We start from the raw sequence: 18,231 nt of genomic DNA, 5'->3' as shown, positions 1-18,231 counted from the left end.
ATACATTTAGGCAAATACACCCTTAATTTTATTATAATTTAATGAAAACTGTCGCATTCCTGAGCTGTTCAGCACTATTTCTCTCTCTAAATAACGCCAAACCAGACTTTATTGTTTATTGAAATGCCTTTTTTCTTGCCGATATTTGATGTTGCGCGGATGGTGTTCTATGATTTCACTTCGCAGCATATTACGGTCGATATGTGTGTAAATCTCGGTGGTCGAAATTGATTCATGTCCGAGCATACATTGAATAGCTCTCAGGTTGGCGCCTCCTTCAAGAAGGTGTGTTGCGAAAGAATGCCGGAATGTGTGTGGACTGATGTTTTTGGTGATACCTGCCATATCGGCCAGTTCTTTGATAAGATGAAAGATCATGATACGTGATAGGTGTGTTCCCCGTCTGCTTAAAAACAGATAATCCTCATAATCTTTTTTTATGTTAATCCGGTTTCGATCCATGAAATAGTATTTTATTTCCTGAATGGCTCTGGGGGAGATGGGCACCAATCGTTGTTTACTACCTTTTCCTTCTACTTTAATGAATCCTTCATTAAAATAAAGATCTGATAGTTTTAAGTTGGTTAATTCCGAAACCCGTAAACCACAGCTATAGAGTGTTTCCAATATTGCCCGATTTCGCTGTCCCTCATTTTTGCTCAGATCTACAGTTGAGATAATACGGTCTATTTCCTCTACAGTCAATACTTCTGGTAGTTTAAAACCAATCTTGGGACCTTCCAGTAATTCACTCGGATCAGCTTCTATATAATCGGCCATTATCAGAAAATGGAAGAAAGACTTGATGCCGGAAATGATGCGTGCCTGTGACCGGGCATGGATACCGATATCATGCAGTCCGGCTGCAAAACGCTGAAGGTCTTTCAGGCTGATTTCCAGTATATCCACACCTTCGTCCGATAAAAAGTTCAATAGCTTGTCCAAATCCGTCAAATAAGCATCCAATGTGTTTTTGGATAATGACTTTTCCAGTTTCAGATACTGTTGGTACTTTTTGATAATCAACCCTTGCACATCCTTCTTTTTTGTTTTTTCGTCTAATTTCATTTCTTTTTTCTACCTTTGCATCTTGAAATATTGTTCTCGAAGACAAAGGTATTAAAAATAGCAGGATTGTGTTATGAGGATACAAATTATTAATGGTCCCAATATTAATCTTTTGGGCAAGCGTGAACCTTCTATATATGGAAGCGTTACATTTGAAGAGTATTTAGGTGAGCTTCGTAAAAAATATCCCGATGTGGAGTTGGGTTATTTCCAGTCGAACGTTGAAGGAGAAATGATAGATAAAATTCAGCAGACCGGTTTCGATGTGGATGGAATCATTTTGAATGCAGGAGCTTATACGCACACTTCCATTGCTTTGCAGGATGCCATCCGTTCCGTTCCCTCTCCTGTGATTGAGGTTCATATTTCCAATGTTCATGCCCGCGAGTCGTTCCGCCATGTTTCTATGATTGCTTGTGCCTGTAAAGGTGTGATTTGTGGATTTGGATTGAACTCATATCGTCTGGCACTTGAGGCTTTATTAGATAAATAGGTATAAATATAAATAGGTAGATAGATTATGTTGCTGAAACAGACTAAAATCGTAGCTTCCATCTCAGACAGACGTTGCGATGTAGATTTTATAAAAGAGTTGTTTGATGCAGGGATGAATGTGGTTCGTATGAACACAGCTCACGCCAGTCGTGAAGGGTTTGAAGCGTTGATTGCCAATGTTCGTACCGTGTCCAATCGCATCGCTATCCTTATGGATACTAAAGGCCCGGAGGTACGTACCACTGCCAATGCGGAACCAATACTTTATCAGATTGGCGAGAAGGTTAAAATTGTGGGGGATCCCGAACGTGAGACTACCCGTGAATGTATTGCCGTTTCTTATCCGAACTTCGTACACGATTTGAATATAGGTGGGACTATTTTGATTGACGATGGTGATCTTGAGTTGCGGGTTATTGATAAAACGTCCGAATATTTGCTTTGTGAGGTACAGAATGAAGCAACTTTGGGGAGCCGTAAGAGTGTAAATGTTCCCGGGGTCCGCATCAACCTGCCTTCTCTGACTGAAAAAGATCGTAATAACATTCTTTATGCGATAGAAAAAGATATCGATTTCATAGCACATTCTTTTGTACGTAACCGTCAGGATGTGCTTGATATTCGTGAAATTCTGGATGCACACAACAGCGATATCCGTATTATTGCTAAGATAGAGAATCAAGAAGGTGTAGATAATATAGATGAGATTCTGGAAGTCGCTGATGGAGTGATGGTAGCTCGCGGTGACTTGGGTATTGAAGTTCCACAGGAACGCATTCCGGGAATTCAGCGTACATTGATACGTAAATGTATTCTTGCCAAGAAGCCGGTAATCGTAGCTACACAGATGTTACATACGATGATAAATAATCCGCGTCCGACTCGTGCTGAAGTAACCGATATTGCGAATGCTATCTATTATCGTACGGATGCTCTGATGTTGAGTGGTGAAACCGCGTATGGTAAATATCCGGTGGAGGCTGTGAAAACCATGACTAAGATTGCTGCGCAGGCTGAAAAAGACAAATTGGAAGAAAATGATATCCGTATTCCTCTGGATGAGAATAGTAATGACGTGACTGCTTTCCTTGCCAAACAGGCTGTGAAAGCAACTACTAAACTAAAAATACGCGCTATCATTACTGATAGCTATCAAGGGCGCACTGCACGTAATCTGGCTGCTTTCCGTGGTAAATATCCGGTGCTTGCCATTTGTTATAAGGAGAAAACTATGCGTCACCTGGCACTCTCTTATGGAGTGGAGGCGATCTACATGCCTGAGTTGGCCAACGGACAGGAGTATTATTTTGCCGCTCTGCGTCGTTTATTGAAAGAAGGACGTTTACATCCTACTGATATGGTGGGTTATCTGAGTAGCGGTAAAGCCGGGACACAAACCTCTTTCCTTGAGATCAATGTCGTGGAAGATGCTTTGAAGCATGCCGGTGACAGTGTATTGCCTAATAGCAACCGTTATCTGTAGGATGAGATGAAAGAGACCGATCTTTTAGACGAATATATCCTAAAGCATATCGATGAAGAAGGTGAATACCTGAAAGCTCTTTATCGGGATACGCATGTCAAGCTTCTGCGTCCCCGTATGGCTTCCGGTCATCTGCAGGGGCGTATGTTGAAGATGTTTGTTCGTATGATACGGCCTCGTCAGATATTAGAAATAGGAACTTATAGTGGCTATTCCGCCCTTTGCTTGGCCGAAGGACTTGAGGAGGGTGGAATGCTCCACACATTTGAGATAAATGACGAACAGGAAGACTTTACCCGTCCCTGGCTCGAAAATTCAGCTTATGCTGATAAAATTAAATTCTACATTGGAGATGCTCTCCAATTGATACCTGCATTGGGAGTTACGTTTGACCTTGCTTTTGTGGATGGCGATAAACGTAAGTATATTGAATATTATGAGATGACTCTTGCGCATCTTTCTCCCGGAGGATATATCATAGCCGATAACACTTTATGGGATGGTCATGTGCTGGAAGAGCCACATAACAACGACTATCAAACCATCGGTATTAAGGCTTTCAACGAATTGGTGGCACATGATGAACGAGTGGAGAAAGTAATCCTCCCTTTGCGTGATGGACTGACCATTATTCGTAAAAAGTGAGATGTGTATTAGTTGATTACTCTTTAGCATTGGAAGAATAATTCAATAATGAAGATTAAAAATAGTACATATTTTATCTGTCAAACGATATATTTCTCTAATTTTGTGTTCTATTGTAACAAGTGCTAATTGCTTGTTTGATAAAATAATTACGTAGAAAGTTTATGGAAACAACGAGACAGAATAAGATAGCCCGTTTGTTACAGAAAGAACTCAGTGAGATTTTTCTGTTGCAGACCAAGGCCATGCCCGGTGTGTTGGTATCTGTCAGTGCTGTACGTATCAGCCCTGATATGAGCATTGCCCGCGTATATTTAAGTGTCTTCCCTTCTGATAAAAGCGAAGAAATGGTAAAGAATATCAATAATAATATGAAGTCCATCCGTTTCGAACTCGGTACCCGTGTTCGTCATCAGTTGCGCATTATCCCCGAATTGAAATTTTTTGTGGACGATTCGCTGGACTACATTGAAAAGATAGATGCCTTGTTGAAGTGAATCTTCCCTTCTACATAGCCCGGCGATATCTTTTCTCAAAGAAGAAACACAATGCCATTAATATCATTTCGGCTATTTCCGTGTGTGGAGTAGCATTGGCTACGATGGCAATGGTGTGTACACTTTCCGTATTCAATGGTTTTCAGGATACAGTAGCCGATCTGTTCACTGTGTTTGATCCGGAACTGAAAGTGACGATTGCCGAAGGGAAAGTTTTCGATGCACAGGATCCGCGTATTCAGGCTATCCGGCAGATGCCGGAAGTAGATGTGTTGACTGAAACACTTGAAGAGAATGCGATGGTGCAATACAAGGATCGTCAAACAATGGCTGTTATAAAGGGGGTACAAGATAATTTTGAGCAGTTGACTGCGATAGATAGTATCCTTTATGGAGCAGGCGAGTTTTTGTTGAACGATTCTGTTGTGGATTATGGAGTGATGGGGATTGAGCTTGTCTCTACATTGGGGACCGGAATCAGGTTTGTCGATCCTTTGCAGGTATATATTCCTAAAAGGAATGGAAAGGTTAATCTTGCAAATCCGGCTGCTTCCTTTAATATGGATTATTTGTATTCGCCCGGTGTAGTGTTTGTAGTCAATCAGCAGAAGTATGACGGACAGTATATTCTCACTTCGTTGGATTTTGCCCGGCGTTTGCTTGATTATACTACCGAAGTGTCTGCAATAGAACTGAAACTAAAGCCGGGATCTAATATTTCTGTAGTGAAAGAAAAGATCGGGAAGGCGTTAGGAGATGGTTTTGTTATTCGTAACCGTTACGAGCAGCAGGAGGATGTGTTTCGCATCATGGAGATAGAGAAATTGGTTTCGTATTTGTTTCTTACCTTTATTCTCGTGATCGCCTGTTTCAATGTGATAGGTTCGCTGTCGATGCTTATTCTGGATAAAAAGGAAGATGTGAATACACTTCGTAAATTGGGAGCTGACGATCAGCTTGTTTCGCGTATTTTCCTTTTCGAAGGGTGTATGATTTCCTTTTATGGGGCTATAATCGGGATTATACTCGGCTTGGTTCTATGTTGGGTTCAGATGGCCTACGGGATAGTTTCATTGGGTGGAGGTAATGCTGCAGGTAATTTTGTAGTTGATTCCTATCCGGTCAGTGTTCATTTGGGGGATGTCATCGTGATATTTATTACCGTATTTACTGTCGGATTTTTATCTGTCTGGTATCCGGTAAGGTATTTGAGTAAACGTTTACTGAAAATGTAGAGAACATTTTGATCGATTAAATTGTTCTATTAGTCGATTTCCATTTCTTATTTTTATAGAAATGTTTATTTTTGATTTATTAATGAAAATCATCATGTTTATATATAGTGTTAATAGTATCTCTGTGAAGAGAGAATTGTTATGTAAGTGTAATACCTCTCTATGAAAGAAAGTTTCGTTTTTCATAAAAACTGATGATCGGCGCTGTTCTGTCCCAACGGGGAAGAGCAGCGCTACTTCATTTATAATGAAAGGAATAATGTGTAAAGCTTGATGTTTTTTCTTAGAAACTTCAAAGCATCGGATATGTGGTGTTCCACTGTTCTTTCCGATATTTGCAGTTTCTCTGCAATTTCACGATAAGAAAGTTCTTCGTCCCTGCTCAGACGGAATACTTCCTGTTGCCGGGGTGGTAACATTGAAATAAGTGATTCGATATGTGTCCGTAGATTGGCTGCATCCAGTTCTTCTTCTATATCATATGACTCTTCTACTGCTTCTATCACTGACAGTTGGTAGAAAGCCTCGTTCAGATTCTTGCGGGAGCGGTTAAAAACAAGGTTACGCATGGTGATGAACAGATATCCTGCAAAGTTTTGCTCTTCATCCAAAGACTCTCTGCTCTCCCAGATTTTAATAAAAACCTCTTGAACGATTTCCTCCACATCAACCAAAGAAGTGACATAAAGTCGCGTAAAGTTGTAAACCTTAGCCCAATAAGAGTGGTACAGGAATGCAAAGGCAGCTTTATCATTGCGGGTCTTCAGTTTAATAATTGCTTCTTTTTCGTTCATTAAGAGTTACGTTTGGATTACAAATATAGCATACTCAATTTATAAAACAGAAAAAAAGCGGAAAACATATAGGGGGGAATTTTATAAATTGTGTATTTATGGATAGATTTATAAATATAGCTTGGGCTTTTGGAAAGAAATATAAAGAATATGAAGATTTCTAATAAATACGATCGGCTTGTCCGCAAATTGATTGCCGGTAAGTCTTCTCCGGGAGAAGTAGAAGAGCTGGCGCACTGGGATGTTGTGGAGACAAAGATGAAAAAACAATTTGATGCTGCAAGGAATATAGTGGATGATGCTGCTGTTGAAAGTAGGATTTGGAATAAGATTGATTCCAAATGTCAGACTCCTTTTGAACGTAAGCAACGGCTCCAGCTCAGGTACTTGAAGATTGCTCTCGCTGCATGTATTACAGTGTTATTGGTTGTTGGGGGAAGTATCTTCTTTTTTAATGAGGAGCCTGTCACTTCGCAACATATCATTGAGTATACTGAGATTGTTTCTTCAAATAGCCGGTTGTACGTGCTCCCCGACAGTTCAAGGGTTTGGATGCAAGCCGGAAGTCGAATCCGTTTTTCACAGGACTTTATGGATAAACGGGAAGTCTGGTTGGAGGGAGAGTCTACTTTTGAGGTAACCAAACGTAAGGGACGTAATTTTAAGGTATATATTGATCAGGCATTTGTAGAAGTCAAAGGGACGGTTTTTCGTGTTCAGTCCACCCGGCAGTATGGTGCGGAAGTGACTCTTTTCAGTGGAAAGGTTGATTTCAACGCTAAGGCTTCGCAGAGGAAGATTGAAATGAAACCTTTGCAACAGGTTATTTTTCATCCCGAAAAGGATGAAGTGATATTAAAGAATATAGGTAATATCAGTTGGGATGAGGGACGTTACAAATTTGTCGACATGCGTATGGATGATTTGATAGAAGCCATTCATGATATTTACCATATTCCGGTAGAGCTCGACGAGAAAGTATCCCGAAATGACTTGTTCACAGGCTATATGCGTTATGATGACCCCGCATCTAAAGTTATCGAAAAGATTTGTATCAATATGAATTTGAAATTTAGAAAAGAAACACAGAGAATCATTATTTATAAATAATCGCTTTTTTATCAATCACTAATTAATCGTATAATCAAAAAAATGAAAGACATGAGACAATGTTTTAGCGTCTGTAACAGGCGTTTTCTGGCAGGCGTAATTATGTTTATGCTCCTGTATCCTATGTCCGTTTTTGCCGTGCAGGGACAGATAGCCGTGCAGGGAAAGGCAATGAGCATTAAACAGGCCATCCAGGTTATTGAAAAGAACAGTAAATATACGTTCTTTTACAAGGCAGCCGATTTGGGTAATGCAAAGATCCGTGACATCAATTGTGAAGGCTCCATAGAGGAGGTACTGAATGTGCTGTTTAAAGACAGTGGTATCAGCTATGTCATCAAGGGCAATGAAGTTATTCTGAAGAGTGCTCCGGAGGTAGTTTCCACACCACAGCAGAGTAATAAGATCGTTGTAAAAGGTAATATCAGGGATAACCTGGGAGAATCGATTATTGGTGCTACCATTATGGAAAAAAACAATGCCCAGAATGGTACGATCAGTAATGTAGAGGGAAATTTCTCTTTGTCGGTAAATCCGGGTGCTGTTATCGTTATCTCTTATATCGGTTATGTAACACAAGAAGTGAAAGCCGTGGCCGGTGTTCCTTTGAAGATAGTGCTGAAAGATGACTCTCGTACCTTAGACGAAGTAGTGGTAGTCGGTTTCGGTTCACAAAAGAAAGCAAACCTGACAGGTGCTGTTTCATCTATCAAAATGGATGAGATTATCGGGGACCGTCCTATTATGACAGCTTCCGATGCATTGCAAGGTACGGTTCCGGGACTGCTGGTATCTAATAGCGGGAATGCACCGGGTAGCGGAAAGTCATTCCAACTGCGTGGTGCCTATTCAGTAGGTATCAAGAATAGCGACGGAAGCTATGGTGCCAATGTCGCGCCTCTTATCTTGATTGATAATGTAGAGGGTAGCCTCGACATGTTGAATCCGGAAGATATCGAAACGGTGACGGTACTGAAAGATGCTGCTTCGGCAGCTATTTATGGTGCGCGTGCGGCCGGTGGTGTGGTTCTGGTGACTACTAAGCGCCCGAAAGAAGCTACGGCTTTCCGCCTGAACTATAACAATAATTTCGGTTTTGCTACTGCAATGAATCTGCCGAAGCAAGCATCGTTAATGGATTACCTGCAGGCTTATCAGGATGGAGGATATTCTGATGCTTATTGGTCTTATGGTTCACCCAGTGTTTCAAAATGGAAGGAATACCTGACACAGTACAGGCAGGATCCTTCATCTATCAAAACTGTAGGTGATGGTATTTTTGCCGATACGGACGGAGCCTTATATTATCTGAACGAACATGATCCATATAAGAATTTTATGGAGACCAGTTTCCAGATGAATCATAATCTTTCTGTATCCGGCGGTACAGATAAGTTGCGTTACCGTATGTCAGCCGGATATGTATCTACGGACGGTGTTTTGATTACCGATAAAGATACGTATGAACGTCTGAATATCAATTCTTATATTTCTGCTGATATTACCAAATGGTTTACTCAGGAACTGACAATGAGCTATGCGCGTACCAATCAGTCACAACCGAGTTCCGGTCTGGGAAGCATGTTCGGTAGTAATCAGGTTTCTTATCAACCGGAAGGTAATATGCCTGCGGACGTTTGTTCTACAATCTCTCAGGATTTGCCTTTCAATACACCGCGCAATCAGGTGTTGTTGGCGAATAAATGGAAAAAGTCGTATGACAATCCGCGTGTTTTCGTGAAATCTATTTTGAAGCCATTCAAAGGCTTTGAAGGGGTATTTGAATACACGTTTGACAAAAACATGTATGACTATAATTTCTATACCGGAAAAACTCAGTATACAGACATACAGGGAGGTAACAACATCTGGAATGCTGCAAAAGACTATTTGCAGAAAGAAAAACAGTTCACCGATTACAATGCCTTCAATATTTATGGTACATATAAGTTTGATATTAAGAAAGACCACCATTTTAGCGTAATGGCCGGTTTCAACCAGGAGTCTAAATATACGGAAGGAGTAAATGTGCTGTCTTACAATCAAGCTGTTATCGAAGTGCCGGCCTTAGGCTCAGGTACTGGTGACCTGAAAGCGACAGACAGCTATAATGAATATTCTGTTCGTGGCGGATTCTTCCGGGTTAATTATAACTACATGGATAAATATTTGCTGGAGGTGAACGGGCGTTATGACGGATCATCCAAATTCCCGAAAGATTCCCGTTTCGGTTTCTTCCCGTCTGTATCTTTGGGATGGAACGTGGCTCAGGAAAAGTTTATGGAGGTTACACGCAATTATATTGATGGTCTGAAGATTCGTGCATCTTATGGTGTGATCGGCAACCAGAATGTAGTGAACTATGCATATTTCCCGACTATGAGTGTCAGTAACAAGTACAACGGCTGGTTGTCAGGCGGTGATTATGTAACTGCCATTAACTCTTTGCCGAATCTGGTAAGTACAAGTTTTACCTGGGAGAAAGTAGCGACTACTGATATCGGTTTGGATCTGAATATGTTTGGCAATCGTCTGAATGCCGTGTTCGATTGGTATCAGCGTGACACAAAAGGAATGTTGGCACCGGGTATGCAGCTTCCTGCTGTTGTGGGTGCAAGTTCTCCTTTCCAGAATACAGCTGATATGCGTACCCGTGGTTGGGAACTGGCTGTGAACTGGAGAGACCGCATCGGTAAATTCAACTACCGTGTCGGATTCAATCTTTCTGACAGCTACTCTGAAATCACTAAGTACGATGACAATGCTGCTTCTAAATTGCTGAGTAATTTCTATCCGGGACAAAGACTGGGTGAGATCTGGGGATATGAAGTAGACGGATTCTATACAGTAGATGATTTTGTAGATACCAACAGCTGGAAACTTAAAGACGGGGTAGCCTCTATTAAAGGTGTCAGCCCGCGTCCCGGTGACTTGAAATTCAAGAATCTCCGTGATGACGATAAGAGTACGAACCAGATCGACAGCGGAGACGGTACATTGGATAACCCCGGTGACCAGAAAGTAATAGGTAATAGCCTGCCTAAATACCTGTATGGTATTACTCTCGGTGCCAATTATAAAGGTTTCGACCTGAATATTATGATGCAGGGTACCGGTCAACGTGATGCATGGATTGCCAACAACCTGGTATTCCCGATGTACATTTACTCAGTGAATGATATCAAGTACCAACCGTTATTTGACGGTCTGACCGACTACTGGAAACCGGTAGATGCCGCCAATGGAGATTATACTGCTGTAAATCCGAATGCAAAATATCCACGTATGTACGGACAGAATCCGACAGTCGGCTCCAACTATGGACGTAAGACAGACAGATACTTATCTAACGCCGCTTACTTCCGCATCAAGAACGTTACTTTGTCGTATACTGTTCCTAAAACATGGATATCCCGAATCGGCTTGAATCAGTTGAAGGGTTTTGTCAGTGTAGAGAATCTGGCAACTTTCTCTTCATTGCCTTCAGGTATCGATCCTGAAACCTTGAGCTGGAACTATCCGGCATTCCGTACTGTTTCGTTCGGTATCAACTTTACATTATAAACGCATAACCAAGAATTAAAAATGAAAAAGATATATCTATCATTGGCTATTTTAGCCGGAATCGGACTGGCCGGATGTAATGACAGCTTTTTGGAGCATGCGCCTGTCACCAGTCTGACAGAGAATAATGCTTTTAAATCTTACGATAACTTTAAGTCGTTTGCATGGCCCTGCTATGAGATATTCAAAGACAATAATATAGCCAATACAATCAACGGAACCGGGCAAGGATCTTGTTACGCAGGTGATATGAATGCCGGATACTTGGAGAGTCGTGCCAATGAGTCAGGTAATGACTATGCTTTCGGAAGGGTGCAGAGTGTGGCTTCGGGCAATGGCTGGGGATTTTCCGGCACATTCCGTCGTGCTAACATCTTGCTTGCCAATATCGATAAGTCAGAAATGACTGATGCTGAAAAAGACCATTGGCGTGCGGTGGGATATTTCTTCCACTCATATTGGTACATGGAGCTTATCAACCGTTTCGGGGCAGTGCCTTGGGTCAATACGGTTCTTAACGAAAGTTCTCCCGAAGCTTACGGCCCCCGTGTTGACCGTGAGATTGTAGCAGACTCCGTATTGAATCGTTTGAAATGGGCTGAAGCGAATATCGGGGATTTTGAGAAACAAGACGGTGCGAATACCATCAATCGTGATTGTATTCGTGCAGCTATCTCACGATTTACGTTGCGTGAAGCCACTTGGCGCAAATATCACGGAATGGAGGGTGCCCAGAAGTTCTTTGACGAATGTATCCGGGTGTCTCGCCTGTTGATGAATGATTATCCTACTCTTTACTACGGAACAGACGGTCAGCCTGCAGCCGGATATGGGGAGATGTGGACTACAGAAGATTTGGGCAAAGTGCCGGGAGTCATTCTGTACATGGAGTTTGTTCAGGACATCAAGATGGCCAACTTCAGTGCATTGGAACACATGGATAGCCATAATGTGGAGATGAACCAGCACACAGTTGATCTCTATCTGTGTAAGGACGGTAAGCCGATTGCTACTTCTGAGAACTATCATGGAGACAAAACGCCATACGCTACTTTCCGCGACCGTGACCCGCGTTTATATCATGTGGTGATGCCTCCGTATAAAGTAAAAGCAAAGGCCAAGACGAAAGATGATCCCAGAACATGGGATTATACCGATGATCCTGCCGACCGTGAATACATTGACATAATGGGACCTAACGAATCGTGTGATAACCCCGGTATCGGCATGAAACGTCTGCCCGGACAGAACTGGGCAGCCTCACTGGTTCCTTCTTCACCCAACTTTATGGGAGGTATCGGAGCTACAGGTTTCGTGAGAAGCCGTTCGGGATATTACTTCTGGAAGAACTGGAGCAACTGGGAAACGAACCGAAATGGAGGTATCACTCTGAACACATCGGATAAACCTATCTTCAAAATCGAAGAGGTATTGCTGAATTATGCTGAGGCCATGTGCGAGACAGGGCAGTTCACTCAGGCAGTGGCCGACGAGTCTATCAATAAACTACGTAAACGTGCCGGTGTGGCAGATATGAAGGTTGCCGAGATCAACGATAGCTTTGACCCGAATCGTGGCCGCTATTACCCGAAAGGTAATGAACAAGGTGTTCTGGTAGATCCTGTTTTGTGGGAAGTCCGTCGTGAACGTATTATCGAGTTAATGGGTGAAGGCTTCGGATTCTATGATATCCGTCGTTGGAGAATGGCTCCCTGGTTCCTTAATCGTCAGCTCAAAGGAATGTGGATGACGAAAGATAAGTTCAGACATGGTGCCCAGTTCTTGCTGGATGAAACGACCGGCGGACCGGATCCTGCCGACGGAGCCATGACAGAAGGATATATCTATCTGCAACCCGATCCTATCAAAGCAGGCGAAGGCTGGCAGGAGAGATATTATCTTTATGAAGTTCCCAGCCAGGAGATTATTCTGAATCCTGCACTTGCACCTAACAATCCGGGATGGGAATAACTGAAGCGGAATATAAATGAACCAAACTCACCACAGATTACATAGATTATTTAACTTAGCTCTCAGTGAAATAAATTATTAATCTGTGAAAATCCGTGTAATCTGTGGTGAAATCGAAATAAACCCAACGAATGAACCAGAAAATCATTTATAGCAGTGCATTGCTTGTCGGGCTGGGTAGCTCGCAAGCATTTGCCCATCAAGAGAAGGCACATGACCCTCAAAAACCGAATATCATCTTTATCATGTGCGATGACATGGGGTATGGAGATTTGGGTTGTTACGGACAGCCATACATCAGTACGCCTAACATCGACAACATGGCCCGTGAAGGTATGCGCTTTACGCAAGCCTATGCCGGAAGTCCGGTGAGCGCACCTTCGCGTGCGTCGTTGATGACCGGACAGCATACCGGGCATTGTGAAGTACGTGGCAATAAAGAGTATTGGACTCAAGCATCTACGGTGATGTATGGCGATAATAAAGAATTCTCGGTTGTCGGACAACACCCTTATGATCCGGAACATATCATTTTGCCTGAGATCATGAAAGGTAACGGATATACTACCGGTATGTTTGGCAAATGGGCAGGGGGGTACGAAGGTTCTGTGTCCACTCCGGATAAAAGGGGAATCGATGAATATTACGGATATATCTGTCAGTTTCAGGCTCACCTCTATTATCCCAATTTCCTGAACCGTTATAGCCAGTCGTTGGGCGATACGGGTGTCGTACGTGTTGTGATGGAAGAGAATATCAAATATCCGATGTACGGTCCCGATTATCATAAACGTACTCAATACTCAGCCGACTTGATTCATCAGAAAGCGATGGAATGGATCGATAAACAGAATGAAGATCAACCTTTTTTCGGTGTTTTCACCTATACTTTGCCTCACGCAGAACTGGTGCAGCCGGAAGACTCTATTCTGAACCATTACAAGACACAGTTTACTGATGATAAAGCTTTTGGTGGTCAGAAGGGGTCCCGATATAACGCTATCACCCATGTACATGCGCAGTTTGCAGGTATGATCACCCGTTTGGACCATTATGTGGGTGAGGTCCTGAAGAAGTTAGAAGAGAAAGGATTGGATAAAAATACGATTGTCATCTTTACCAGTGATAATGGTCCCCACGAGGAAGGCGGGGCCGATCCCACTTTCTTCGGGCGTGACGGGAAGTTGCGTGGCTTGAAACGCCAGTGTTACGAGGGTGGTATCCGTGTTCCGTTTATTGTTCGTTGGCCCGGTCAGGTTGCTGCCGGAACAGTGAATGATCACCAATGTGCTTTCTACGACGTCATGCCTACCTTGTGTGATTTGACGGGTGTGAAGAATTTCCCGAAAAAATATGTGAATAAGAAGAAAGAATCCGATTATTTTGATGGTATCTCTTTTGCCCGGACTCTGTTGGGTAAGAAGAACCAGAAGAAACATGATTTTCTCTATTGGGAATTTAATGAAACGAACCAGATAGGCGTACGCATGGGAGATTGGAAAATGGTTGTTAAGAAAGGTATTCCTTTCCTTTATAATTTGGCAACAGATATCCATGAAGACCATAATGTAGCTGCCGAGAATCCGGATATTGTGAAGAAAATGGTTGGAATTATCCACCGGCAACATACGGAAAATCCAAATTTCAAGGTAACGTTACCTGCTGCTATGTAAGAAGGTGCTTAGTAAGAAGTTATATCAAGCGCCATCCTTTATCCTCTATTCAGAGGAAGGATGGCGCTTTTAATTTGATGGTTTAAAATGTGGTTTGGTATCAAAATGTTTGATATTCTACTTATTTGCTGACATCCACTTTGGCGAAATGTAGCGAAATAGAGGAGGAATCATCGGATATTTCTTTTTAGATCACTTGTTACCGGGAAATAATGTGAGAGGTGCCGGCACGAAGTTAACTTCCTGCCGGCAAATAACTAACTTCCTGTCGGCAGAGAATTAATTTCCTGAGAGTAGGAAGTTAACTTCTTATTAATAATAAGTTTGTTTTCTGATGAAAAACGCACTTTTTTTCTTGGAAAAGCCTTTAATTCAGGGGAAGAAAGTGGCTTTTTTTTCTATAATAAAGTTTTAGAGGCCTCTTTTTTTAATATCATTCTGAACGTTCGTTTGTTATCTGGCTTTCTTGTGAATAGTAAATGGGGTCGGCTAATTATCTTTCTTATAGTATTTCACTGTATTTGGTGGCTATGTGATTTTTAGAACAACGCTATTTCTGAGTTTTTTATTCTTTCTTTGTTATGGTGTGCAAAAAAACGACTCTAAAGGGTGTTTAGAATACATTTAGACAAAATGACAAAAAGCTATCGCGGATTTATTTACTTGAATATATTTTTATTGCAACCTTTTTGTATTGGTTGATGTTTAATCTCTAAGATAGAACAAGATGTCAGAATGTTTTTTCTATAACCTTGTGTCGTCCATTGAATAGTTCTGTAGCTGATTCTACGATTTATTCAAAGAATTTAGGGACAATGAATCGGTTGAATATAGATGAATGGCATAAGAGGTATGGCACATTTGATACAGGCTGTTCTTATAATCGCATTGCTGAATTTACAGAATAGCTTCCTAAGCGATATTGAAGGTCTTGATTTAAGTGTTGGGTAAAAATAATGTGTTTTAATAACTCAAGCGGTGTATATGAATCCGGAATTTATCACTTTCGATGAGGCTACTCTTTTTTAGATGTCATCAATGAAAAAGAGGTTATAGAGAGTCTGAAAGAATTAATAATAAATTACGTATAGAATAAAACACAAACTCCTCAGACTACTTCTGTCTGAGGAGTTCGTGTTTGTAAATGATGAACCGGTCTCTGTAGACGGTTATTTTTTTATGCTTTCTCCATATTTTTTCCGGTTGATCCATACCAGAATAATTACTCCTATCAGCAATAATGCCATCGCTCCATATGCAATACCTTCTGTGACGTGCAGGCTTTGCGGATCAAAACGCATTTCGATGGTATGCTTACCCGCCGGTACGTTCATAGCACGTAAGATGTAATCTGCACGGGCAATATCGGCAGGTTTGCCATCAATGGTTGCCGTCCATCCCGGATAATATATTTCCGAGAATACAACTACACCGTCTTTGGGCGAGGAAGTCTCGTATACTAATTGGTTGGGTTCATAGCCGGTCAACCGGATGGTGGACAGTGAGTCTTTGTAGCCCTCGTTCACCCCTTTCAAGGCCTCTTTAAACTTAGAGTCTACTATAGCGGTTTGTTGGAGGTCGACTTGCCCGATGGCATCGATTTCTTCGTTCGCATTGTTCACGTACTGTACTTTATCTACGAACCACGCATTGCCGAAAGCATATGGATTTTCAATGGGGACTGTTTGCCCTTGTTGCCCGGCAGGGAATATAAAGTACTTTGTATTCAGCATATTCAGTACAGGGAATTTAGCTGCGTTCACACTGTCCATTTGACCGCCTGCTGTTGCTACTTCCTGATAGGCTGCCTGCATTTCTTTGGCAATATGATGGTCTATCATTTCCTGATAACGGCGGAGTTTGGCAGCATGGTAGCCACCTACGCTCTTGTGCCAATAAGAAGTATTGTTTTCTTCGAATGTATTGCCTGCGAAGTTCAGTACACGGTAATCCGGTGATTGATCTTGCAGGATCAGTTCATCTGTCTGACTCTTCCGGAACGTTGCAGCCTGTTCGGATTTCGGGACGAACTGTTCGTCGTACAAGTAGCGTTTGTTTACGCTCCACATGTCTCCCAGGCATAGCAGGGCAATAGCGGCAACAGTCCAGGTCGCTTTCAGTTTTTTTGCGTTGTAAGCCAGTAAGAGCAGGGTACCGATAGTAACGATAAAGAAACTGCGCCAAGCGTCAGAAGTGAAAAGGTGCACACGCATCTCTTCAAGATTAGCCACTATAGGTGATAACTGATCGGCGGGCAGAGCATTCTGCAGGGCTGCCATCTCGTTAGCAGGAATATAAGTCGGGAAGAATAGGCGGGGAGCAATGGCAAAAAGTAGCGCAAGTCCCCCGGTCAGTCCGAAACTGATATAGATATATTTCAGTTTCTCTTTCAGCAGCTCCGGCTTGCTAAGTATCTCTTTCAGGGTGAGAATCGCGAGCAGGGGAATGGTAAACTCGGCAATTACCAGAATGGAAGATACGGCGCGGAACTTATTATACATCGGGATGTAATCGATAAAGAAGTCTGTCAGCCCCATAAAATTTTTACCCCACGAAAGCAGGATAGAGAAAATGGTGGCTCCTAACAGTGCCCATTTCATGGGACCTTTTACAATGAAACAGCCCAGAATGAAAAGCATTAGTACAAAAGCACCTACGTAGACAGGACCGCTTGTCATGGGTTGGTCGCCGAAGTACTGGGTCAGTTGTGAGTAGAGGCTGCTGTACATCGGATTGGCTTTTTCCATTGCCTTTTCACTTCGTGACAATGGCACCGAGGCGCCTCCCTTGACATTGGGGACCAGTAATGAGAATGTTTCGCCGATGCCATAGCTCCATTGGGTGATATAATCACGATTGAGCCCGCTGCTTGTCTGCTTTGCGGCAGCTCCTTCATATTTCAACTCACTTTTGCCACGCATCGTTTCTTTGCTATACTCGTAAGTGTGGTATAGGCTCGAAAGATTGATGGATACACCGATTAATCCGGCGATAATCAGCACACCGGTAGCTTTGAAGAACTGGGGAAGTTCTTTTTTGCGCCAGGCATCTTCGAAGAATGCACCTACCATGAAGAGAATGACAAACAGGAAATAGTAGGTCATTTGCACATGGTTGGACAGAATCTGCATGGCCATGAACAAAGCAGTGACAATCCCTCCTAACAAATATTTTTTCCGGTAAGCAAGTACAATACCTGCTATTGTAGGTGGTATATAGGCAAGGGTGATGAATTTCCAGATATGTCCGGCAGCAATCAAAATGAAGAAGTAGGACGAAAAGGCCCAGATAATTCCTCCCAACCCCGAGAGCCATGCCGGTATGCCGAATGCCCTTAGCAGGATATAGAATCCGAGCATCATGATAAATGTGAGCCATACGTAGTTTGGGAGAAAAAGATGATATACTTTTTGTACGAATGTCAGTGGCTCGGTGGAGTCGTAACTTGGGGACATCTGGTAGGTGGGCATTCCTCCGAAAAGGGCATTTGTCCAACGTGTGCGTTCACCTGTTTTTTCATAGTACTCTTTAGCTTCCTGTCCGGCTCCGGCTCCGGCTACGGTGTCGTGCTGGAAGAGAATCCGGTCTTCAGTGATCGCCGGGAAGAAATAGATGAAAGAGATGACTATGAATGCCAGAATGGCAATAAGGTCTGGAAGAAACTTTTTCATTTACGATTAGACGATTTACAATTTA

12 protein-coding genes are annotated in these 18,231 nt (G+C 42.4%); 9 read left to right on the top strand and 3 right to left on the bottom strand.

Features of this window, described 5'->3' with window-relative positions; all coding sequences use genetic code 11:
- Positions 1-108: 108 nt before the first annotated feature.
- Positions 109-1,068 (bottom strand): site-specific tyrosine recombinase XerD, encoded by a 960-nt coding sequence (gene xerD / locus DBK98_RS03250; protein ID WP_005811782.1) that lies wholly within the window; start codon positions 1,066-1,068, stop codon positions 109-111.
- A gap of 73 nt (positions 1,069-1,141) precedes the next feature.
- On the opposite strand from xerD, the gene aroQ reads away from it, so the two are divergent.
- The 5 genes from aroQ to DBK98_RS03225 all read left to right on the top strand — a co-directional run bounded on the left by aroQ (position 1,142) and on the right by DBK98_RS03225 (position 5,423).
- On the top strand, positions 1,142-1,561 hold the full coding sequence (gene aroQ, locus DBK98_RS03245; RefSeq protein WP_005781735.1) for a type II 3-dehydroquinate dehydratase: 420 nt from the start codon (positions 1,142-1,144) through the stop codon (positions 1,559-1,561).
- 27 nt (positions 1,562-1,588) lie between these two features.
- Positions 1,589-3,046 (top strand): pyruvate kinase, encoded by a 1,458-nt coding sequence (gene pyk, locus DBK98_RS03240; protein WP_005781737.1) that lies wholly within the window; start codon positions 1,589-1,591, stop codon positions 3,044-3,046.
- A gap of 6 nt (positions 3,047-3,052) precedes the next feature.
- Positions 3,053-3,691: an O-methyltransferase gene (locus DBK98_RS03235; protein ID WP_005811781.1), complete on the top strand. Its 639-nt coding sequence runs from the start codon at positions 3,053-3,055 to the stop codon at positions 3,689-3,691.
- A gap of 164 nt (positions 3,692-3,855) precedes the next feature.
- The gene (rbfA, locus tag DBK98_RS03230; protein WP_005781741.1) at positions 3,856-4,188 is read left to right on the top strand and encodes a 30S ribosome-binding factor RbfA; all 333 of its coding nucleotides are present in this window, start codon (positions 3,856-3,858) and stop codon (positions 4,186-4,188) included.
- Positions 4,185-5,423 (top strand): FtsX-like permease family protein, encoded by a 1,239-nt coding sequence (locus DBK98_RS03225; RefSeq protein WP_032536907.1) that lies wholly within the window; start codon positions 4,185-4,187, stop codon positions 5,421-5,423. The genes rbfA and DBK98_RS03225 overlap by 4 nt, the downstream gene beginning before the upstream one ends.
- A 242-nt stretch (positions 5,424-5,665) precedes the next feature.
- Here the strand turns inward: DBK98_RS03225 and DBK98_RS03220 are convergent, their stop codons facing one another.
- The gene (locus tag DBK98_RS03220) at positions 5,666-6,217 is read right to left on the bottom strand and encodes an RNA polymerase sigma-70 factor (protein ID WP_005781745.1); all 552 of its coding nucleotides are present in this window, start codon (positions 6,215-6,217) and stop codon (positions 5,666-5,668) included.
- A 129-nt stretch (positions 6,218-6,346) separates the two neighbouring features.
- Between DBK98_RS03220 and DBK98_RS03215 the strand changes: the two genes are divergently transcribed.
- From DBK98_RS03215 to DBK98_RS03200, 4 genes are all read left to right on the top strand, one after another.
- Positions 6,347-7,327, top strand: a complete 981-nt coding sequence (locus tag DBK98_RS03215) for a FecR family protein (RefSeq protein ID WP_005811778.1) — start codon at positions 6,347-6,349, stop codon at positions 7,325-7,327.
- Between the two features lie 51 nt (positions 7,328-7,378).
- Positions 7,379-10,891, top strand: coding sequence for a TonB-dependent receptor (locus DBK98_RS03210; RefSeq protein WP_005811775.1), 3,513 nt, complete (start codon positions 7,379-7,381; stop codon positions 10,889-10,891).
- Between the two features lie 21 nt (positions 10,892-10,912).
- Positions 10,913-12,862 carry a RagB/SusD family nutrient uptake outer membrane protein gene (locus DBK98_RS03205; RefSeq protein ID WP_005781752.1) on the top strand — a complete coding sequence of 650 codons (1,950 nt, stop codon included), beginning with the start codon at positions 10,913-10,915 and terminating at the stop codon, positions 12,860-12,862.
- Positions 12,863-12,993: 131 nt separating this feature from the next.
- The gene (locus DBK98_RS03200; RefSeq protein WP_032536908.1) at positions 12,994-14,535 is read left to right on the top strand and encodes an arylsulfatase; all 1,542 of its coding nucleotides are present in this window, start codon (positions 12,994-12,996) and stop codon (positions 14,533-14,535) included.
- A 1,169-nt stretch (positions 14,536-15,704) separates the two neighbouring features.
- Here the strand turns inward: DBK98_RS03200 and DBK98_RS03195 are convergent.
- Complete coding sequence (locus DBK98_RS03195) at positions 15,705-18,206, bottom strand: YfhO family protein (protein ID WP_032536909.1); 2,502 nt, start codon at positions 18,204-18,206, stop codon at positions 15,705-15,707.
- Positions 18,207-18,231: the final 25 nt, after the last annotated feature.

Origin of the sequence: Bacteroides sp. PHL 2737, assembly GCF_004115325.2 — a bacterium.
Lineage (GTDB): Bacteria > Bacteroidota > Bacteroidia > Bacteroidales > Bacteroidaceae > Bacteroides > Bacteroides hominis.
This window is presented reverse-complemented; position numbering and strand designations above follow the sequence as displayed.